At 62.6% G+C, this 6,836-nt stretch carries 6 protein-coding genes and 1 pseudogene; 5 read left to right on the plus strand and 2 right to left on the minus strand.

The genetic code is table 11. The features are described 5' to 3' along the window. Positions 1 to 41 precede the first annotated feature (41 nt). The 4 genes and pseudogenes from AC1DYD_RS37835 to AC1DYD_RS37850 form a co-directional block, all read left to right on the plus strand. Positions 42 to 1,070, plus strand: a complete 1,029-nt coding sequence (locus AC1DYD_RS37835; RefSeq protein WP_478177867.1) for a TIR domain-containing protein — start codon at positions 42 to 44, stop codon at positions 1,068 to 1,070. Between the two features lie 109 nt (positions 1,071 to 1,179). Further along, on the plus strand, positions 1,180 to 2,484 hold the full coding sequence (locus AC1DYD_RS37840; protein ID WP_478177868.1) for a TRAFs-binding domain-containing protein: 1,305 nt from the start codon (positions 1,180 to 1,182) through the stop codon (positions 2,482 to 2,484). After that, positions 2,481 to 3,158, plus strand: coding sequence for a hypothetical protein (locus tag AC1DYD_RS37845; protein ID WP_478177869.1), 678 nt, complete (start codon positions 2,481 to 2,483; stop codon positions 3,156 to 3,158). Before AC1DYD_RS37840 ends, AC1DYD_RS37845 begins: the two co-directional genes overlap by 4 nt. A 253-nt stretch (positions 3,159 to 3,411) precedes the next feature. Then, positions 3,412 to 3,669, plus strand: a pseudogene (locus AC1DYD_RS37850) (IS21 family transposase); the annotation flags it as partial. 474 nt (positions 3,670 to 4,143) lie between these two features. Here the strand turns inward: AC1DYD_RS37850 and AC1DYD_RS37855 are convergent. Both AC1DYD_RS37855 and AC1DYD_RS37860 read right to left on the minus strand, forming a co-directional pair. Continuing rightward, the gene (locus AC1DYD_RS37855) at positions 4,144 to 5,379 is read right to left on the minus strand and encodes an IS4 family transposase (protein ID WP_478177870.1); all 1,236 of its coding nucleotides are present in this window, start codon (positions 5,377 to 5,379) and stop codon (positions 4,144 to 4,146) included. A 281-nt stretch (positions 5,380 to 5,660) separates the two neighbouring features. Further along, on the minus strand, positions 5,661 to 6,215 hold the full coding sequence (locus tag AC1DYD_RS37860; RefSeq protein WP_478177871.1) for an SRPBCC family protein: 555 nt from the start codon (positions 6,213 to 6,215) through the stop codon (positions 5,661 to 5,663). Positions 6,216 to 6,296: 81 nt separating this feature from the next. Here AC1DYD_RS37860 and AC1DYD_RS37865 point away from each other — a divergent pair, with 81 nt between their 5' ends. After that, positions 6,297 to 6,680, plus strand: coding sequence for a VOC family protein (locus AC1DYD_RS37865; protein ID WP_478177872.1), 384 nt, complete (start codon positions 6,297 to 6,299; stop codon positions 6,678 to 6,680). Positions 6,681 to 6,836 lie beyond the last annotated feature (156 nt).

Consider the following 6,836-nt stretch of genomic DNA (forward strand, 5'->3'; position numbering starts at 1 on the left):
TGGTATGGGCGAAGCGGTAGTGTCATTTCAGGAGACACCAAATGCGCATCGGGTTTACGGGAAGCTGGAAAGCAAATGATAAGCAGCATTGGCCGCTTCGTTCCAGTCGCGACGTCTTTGAGAACGCATGTCGTGAGATTGGGCGCGAGTTCGCCAAGACACGAACACCGATACTGGTCGGGAGTGATCGCATCACAACCGCGGACAAATTCGTCGTTGATGGGTACCTCGAGGCTGGCCCGCCGTCCGATGGCAGCATAGGAATCGTTCGACCCAGGCAAGGCGGCGAGCATGAACCAGCGCCGTTTGCCGACCTTTACGCTCGATTTCCCAAGGCGTTCGACTACGACTTTGGAGAGGAGGATGGCTGGAGACACAATCGGCACAGATTTGTCCGTGCGGCCTCTTGTATCGTCACGATTGGAGGCAACGAGGGTACGTATCAGGTCGGCGTGGAAGCACGGCTCGCAGGCAAGCGTCTGATCCCGATCGGCTCATTCGGGGGAGCGAGTGAGCGACTGGCAGATCTGGCGACCTCGCACTCGGAGTCAATTGCCAAAGGTCTAAGGCGCCTCGCAGACAACCCATGGCTACTTGCGCTGGCACAGGAGGTCGTAGATCTGACGCGGGCAGCGGAGCCAATCCGCGTGCTGATCATCCATGGGCACGCGGAAGACCATGGCCCGCTGACCGAGTGGCTCAGGGGGCAGGGTCTCGCTGAGCCAGTCGTGATGAAAGACGAGACGGCGACCGGGCGCGTACTTGCCGAGAAGTTCGAGTCGCTGGCATCCGATGTGGATGCCGCCATAGCGCTGGTCACACCGGACGACCAGGCTTTCGCCAACAAGGCGCCGGCAGACATTCAACTTCATGCGCGCCAGAACGTGTGGCTCGAGGTTGGATGGTTTTGGGGACATCTTGGGCGCGATCGCGTTCTGTTGCTCGTCCGAGACAAGGTAGAGTTCCCAAGTGACCTTCTGGGCATTGAGTACGTGAAGTACAGCAAACTGCCGCAGGAACAGGAAGGGCACATCCGAAACTTTATCGGACGCGTACGTAGAGGTAGTTGACGTAAGCCGCTGGCACATTCGTAAATACGGATTCGAGGTCGACTTAGGAGGAATCATGCGCAGTTGCTACGTCTCGATCCCATTCGGCGTCAAGGTTGGACGAGAGGGCGTGCCCATCGACTTCGACGAGTTATACAACCAAGTCATTGCGCCATCGGTGCGTGAACTGGGCATTGAATGCCGCCGCGTCGAGGAGTTCGCGCCGAGCGCGATCTGGCAAAAGATGCTGTTCAGTGCGTTGATCAGCAGCGATCTAATGATCGCCGATCTCAGCACGCATGATCCCAACGTGCTCTACGAGCTGGGTGTGCGCCATGCGTTGCGACGCGGTCGCACACTGTTGATCTCGAATCACGGGCAACTGCCCTTTGACCTGAACTATGCGCAGGTTCTGTTCTATGGAACGGAGGACGGTCGCCTGCAGGACGTCGATGCTTTTCGTTCGACGCTTCAATCACTGATACGACAGAGCATGCGCTCGACCATCAGCGACAGCCCGCTGTACGAGTTCTATCCGGATATCGAGGTGAGCCTGCCGCCTGAACTTGCGTCGGAACGCAGGGCCCAGGGTACCTCACGCACGAGGGCTCGCGAGCCCTTTGTGCAGAGTGTGCTCGAGTCGCCAGCGCGTGCTGCGCGGAAGTTGGAGCAGACGGCCCAGGAGGTGCGCACCGCGGCAGACAGCGACCCGATGGCCTACCTCTCGCTGATGCGTAAATCGCGCGACCTGTCGCAATGGGACCAGGTGGTCGCACTCGCCGCCGACGCACCCCCGCAAATTGGGCAGTCGCCCGAGGTGCGCCAGTTACTGGCGCTGGCGCTCAATCGGCGCAAGGGCGAAGGCGACCGAGAGCGTGCGATCGCGCTCATGGAGGAATTGATCGCGGAGACAGGCGGCGATGGCGAGACTTTCGGCATTCTCGGCCGCGTCTACAAAGACCTTGCCGACCAGGCAATGAGCGAAGGCCGACTCGACCTTGGCCAAGCGTACTTCGAGCATGCGCTGCAAAGCTATCGCGCGGGATTCGAGAAGAACCCGAAGGACTACTACCCCGGGGTCAATGTAGTCACCCTGTTGCAGCAGCGCGGCGACGCCGAATCGCTGGCCGAGCTGGACCTGGTGCTGCCGCGCGTGCGCGGCGCCTTGCAGGAGCGCATGACAGAAGGCGTGCCCGACTACTGGGCATTGGCGACCGACCTGGAACTGTCGATAGTGGCCCGCGACTGGCAGGCTGCAGAGCGCGCGGTGGACCGAGCGCTAGGAGCGGCGACGTCGAGTTGGATGCTTCATAGCACGTTGAGCAACGTCGAGCGATTGCTCGAGCGGCTTCCCGCAAGCGCCGACCGGGGTCGGGTCGAAGAGATCATCGGCCGCCTGCAGACGGCCTACAGCGAGTCCGGAGAAAGGCGATGATTGACTACGACATCGCCCTCCAGATGCTTCGCAGCGACGTTGTCAAGCTCGCCGCGCTGGAGCAGGAGCGTCTAGACCTCAACAACTCGCCATATCCGGCGGCGATGAAGGACGAGCGCGACGGCGAACTCCTGACGGAGATCGAACGCCGACGCAAGTGGCTGGGCAAGGTCCTGCGCGACCTGGTTGACTTCCCGCCATACCACGTGCGTCACAGCAAGGAGATCGACAAATTCCATCAGGTCGCCGACTTTCAGCGCTCCGTCTTCATCATGACCAAGTTTGTCGACCCAGAGAATCCGACACCGGAAGACAAACAACTGCTTTCCGTGATCGAAGCGGTACGCGCCGCAGTCATTGCAGCCGGAGCGACGCCGCGACTCGCCAGCGACGCCCGTTTCCACCCGCTGCTATGGGACAACGTCGAGTTGTACCTGCTGGGCAGCAGGCGTGGCATCGCAATCGTCGAGGACAAGGTCCTGCCCGAACTGAACCCGAACGTTGCGATGGAATGGGGCTGGATGCGCGGCATGGGACGGGATGTGCTCTATCTGGTCGAGAAGGATTTCAAGAAGCAGCGCGCCGATTGGGGAGGTCTGATCGAGGCGTCATTCGACTGGGCCGACCCCAAGCCGGGTATCGACGGCGGTGTAGGCGCATGGCTGAAGCCCTGAGAAGCTGAGAGTCTTTCGATTTTCCGCTGAAGGCAGTGCGGAGCAACGCGCAGGAAGCTCGCGAAGCAAATTGGGTCGGAAGCATCACCGAGGTGCCAAGTCGAGGGCGTAGGCACACGCCGAGGGCGCTGAGCGCCGCTTCAGGGCACGGTTGGGCCCCTCATACCCCCTTTGGGGTCCTCTATGCGATCTTTGCGAGCGCTGCGGACACCCCCGTGATGCACGCGGCGCCTCGTGCGCCCTTCACGAGCAGATCGCCACCACCCTCAAGGTCTCCAAAGGCGTCGTCGCCAAGTACGTCAGCTTGGCCACCGTCGCCGGCCTGGACTGGGAGACCGTCCAGCACTGGAACGAATTGCAACTGTCGAACTTGCTGCTTCCGCGCGCCGTCACCTCGCAGCCTTTCGTCGAACCCGGCTGGGGTCGCATCCATCAGGAGCTCGACCGCAAGGGCATGACGCTCATGCTCCTGTGGCAGGAGTACGTGGCCGCCCACCCCGAGGGCCGCACCTAGCGCTACACGCAGTTCTATGAGCACTACAAGTGATGACAGAACTGGTTGGACTAACGCCCACAAGCCTGCTTTCCGTGCCGGCTGCGCCTTTGAGCTCAAGCCGTCAATTTACTTAGGGCAGGGCGTGCGGATCTCATCGAGGCTGCGGGCATGTTTCGACGCGCCCACCGGCAAGCCGTATACAAGCATGCAGACCGTTTGACGTCACCGAAAAGAGCTTGCAAAAGGCGCGGGGTCCCAATACTGTTCGGTTATGGCATGAAGGTTCTGAATCGATACGGTATGTGAGAGTCTGGTGACTTGGATCGGGGTGGAGGCGGATCAATGATTTCGGGCGTGCAATCCATCGGCACTCGGGTCGTTGCCCGGCGATCAAATGGGGCATACCTCGAGTGGCGCCGCTTGACCATCCGTGGCGAGCGCTTGTTCAGTGTGCGCGTGGCGCGGATTTGGCCGCAAGCGTCGAGCAGTTCATTGAACCATCGTCGTCGGCGTCTCGGGTGCGCTGGGGGGAAAGGCCCCGGAGTGGGGCTGTGCGCGGCGAAGTAGGTGTACGTGCCCCGTGAAGGACAGCTCGGCATGCGCCAGTCGGTGTCGTGTGGCGCCCTGGTGCAGCAGCCAGCGCACTGCGTAGTGCGCCAGCACCCAGCCGTAGAACTCCTGACGCACCAGCTCGGCGGTCTTGCTGCGCAGCACGCGTCGGTTCTGCCGCAGATGGGTCTTGAGCTCGTCAAAGACAGCCTCGATCTCCCAGCGCTGGCTGTAGAGCGCCGCCAACTCCAGCGCCGGCGCAGCCAGCGGGTCTAACAGGGTGGTCAAGAGCCGGTAGCGTGGCTGCGAATCTTCCTGCCCCGGCAAGGCGTACTCGATGACGCGCACCGCCATGGCCTGGGCTGCCGCCTTCTTTCGACCCAGACGGATGGGGTGGATGGCGCTCAGGTAGGAGCCGTCCTCCAGCATGCGATGCACCGGCAGTTGACGGTTTCCTACGCAGCGCCACAGCAGTTGTGCCCCGGTGGCCTGCGCCTGGCGCCAGTGCTCGAAGCCGTTGAACCCCCGGTCGGCCATGCAGAGCATGCCCGGCTTCAGCAGGGGTAACAGCGGCTGGAACAACGCCCACTCGTCACTGCGAAAGGGTCCCAGGTTGGCGCCCAGGATCGCATGCATGGCGCACTCCACCAGCACCATGCATCGCGCCTGCGGGTAGCCGGCGTGCCCACTGCTGCTGCCCGGGTAACCGAAATGGGCCGCGTTCTCGGCCTCGTCGGGCAACTCGAAGGAGCTCCCATCAATGGCGACCAGCCTCAGCCCAGCATAGAACGCGTGAGGGTGCGTAAGAGCATCAGCCAGTGGCACGCAACATCGCTCGACCAGTTCCTGCAAAGGTGCCGCGCCGATCTTGCTGCGCAACTCGCTGATCGAGGACTTGGTCACCCGAGGTGGTTCCGCAGCGCCAGCGGCCCAAGCAAGCCCTTGCGACACGGCGGCGAAGACCTCCTCGTAGGCGGCCTCGGGATAAAGGCTCAGCGCCATGCAGTAGTACGCCCCTGCCACCGCCGGAAAGCTGCGCACGCGCTGCGAATTGCAGCCGTGGGCGTCCAGCACTGCATTGACCACCTCAGCCGGCACGACTCGCGCCAGCAAACTGGCGCTCAGAAAGTCAGCCAACCTTGCACCAGTGCCCAGGATCGCCTTGGTTCGTGCCATGCCCGACTCCGTCGTTGCGACGGTGGTCATTGTGGATCAAATTTCTTTATCCGAACAGTATTGCGCGGGGTCCATACATGCAAGAAAAGTACTACCCCTCAATAGAGTCGCGGACACGATGGTGCGTGCGAACAACAACAACAACAACAACACAGGTGAAACGCTTCAGGGCGTCACACCCCCGGGGCTCCCGCGGCGAGTGCGCTCATGCAGAGATCGCCTCTATCGTGACTGCGCGGCCCCGTCGTCGACGGGGCCGCATTTTTTGCGCCGGAAAGTAGCTAACCCGAACGCTGAACGGGTTCGCCAGCCGATTCCAGGCGCTCCTTCAACTGCCGTACGGCCTGGGCAGACTCGGCCTCGATGCGGCTTCGAAGGCTCAGCCGGTTGAGCAGGGCAAACAGCAGATTCGGCGTCCGGTACTCGAACTCGCGGACGAAGTGCGTGCCAGTGGCYGTGGGCGTCAGCGAATAGCTGACGGCGCYCGACTCGCGGCCCTCGATGTKCCCGGCGATGCGCCAAAGGCGGTCCGGCTCGCGCGCGATGACGCGCCAAGYCACGCGCCCGCGGCGACCGGCGACCTGGAAGTCCTCGATCACGGACTCGCCGATCTGGAGCGGGTGGTCCACGGCGCCGCTGACGGCCAGTGACGAGGGATGCCACTCGGGCCAGTGGCCCGGCGTGGTGACATAGGCGAAGACCTCCGGCGGACTGCGCGCAATATCAACGACCGAGACAATGCGGGTGCTGCCCAGTTCCAATGGCAAGAAGAGGGCGACAACCAGCAGGGCGGCCGCGAAGACAGTCGCGATCGCCAGCTTCCAGGCGCGGCTCATGGGGTCACCTCATCATTCCCCTGCACTTTCCACAAACGGGATGGCAACCGTACTATTTGCGATCTTGCACGGAGAAGCAACATGCCCATCCAGCTAAATCACACCATCGTCAAGGCCCGCGATCCGCGCGCGTCCGCAGAATTGCTGGCGGAGCTGCTCGGACGCGGCGCACCGGTCCGGTACGGCCCGTTCCTCGGTGTCGAGATCGACAACGCCGTCACGCTGGATTTCATGCAGGTCGACGGCGAGGTCGACTCGCAGCACTACGCCTTTCTCGTCAGCGAAAGCGAGTTCGACGAGATATTTGGCCGCATTCGCGCGCATGGGATCACGTACTGGGCCGATCCGGGTAAGCACCGGCCTGGCGAGATCAACCACGGCGACGGCGGCCGAGGCTTCTACTGGAACGACCCGGATGGCCACTTCCTCGAGATCCTCACCCGACCCTACGGCAGCGGCGGCTGAGCCGGGCGCCGCCGAAGCAGACGCGTCCTCCTGTGACGTGCTCGTTGTCGGCGCCGGGCCGTCCGGTATCACCTGCGACGACGCGTCAGCAAGCTCGATGCCGTCGTGCACAGCAAGGCGACGGCCGGCCAACTCAAGCCCATGGACCATGACCGA

This window comes from Variovorax sp. P4_B11, from assembly GCF_056402355.1.

Coding starts and splice junctions, on each gene's coding strand:
- AC1DYD_RS37835 (WP_478177867.1), top strand. CDS start 42: ATGCGCATCGGGTTTACGGGAAGCTGGAAAGCAAATGATAAGCAGCAT.
- AC1DYD_RS37845 (WP_478177869.1), top strand. CDS start 2,481: ATGATTGACTACGACATCGCCCTCCAGATGCTTCGCAGCGACGTTGTC.
- AC1DYD_RS37855 (WP_478177870.1), bottom strand. CDS start 5,379: ATGGCACGAACCAAGGCGATCCTGGGCACTGGTGCAAGGTTGGCTGAC.
- AC1DYD_RS37865 (WP_478177872.1), top strand. CDS start 6,297: ATGCCCATCCAGCTAAATCACACCATCGTCAAGGCCCGCGATCCGCGC.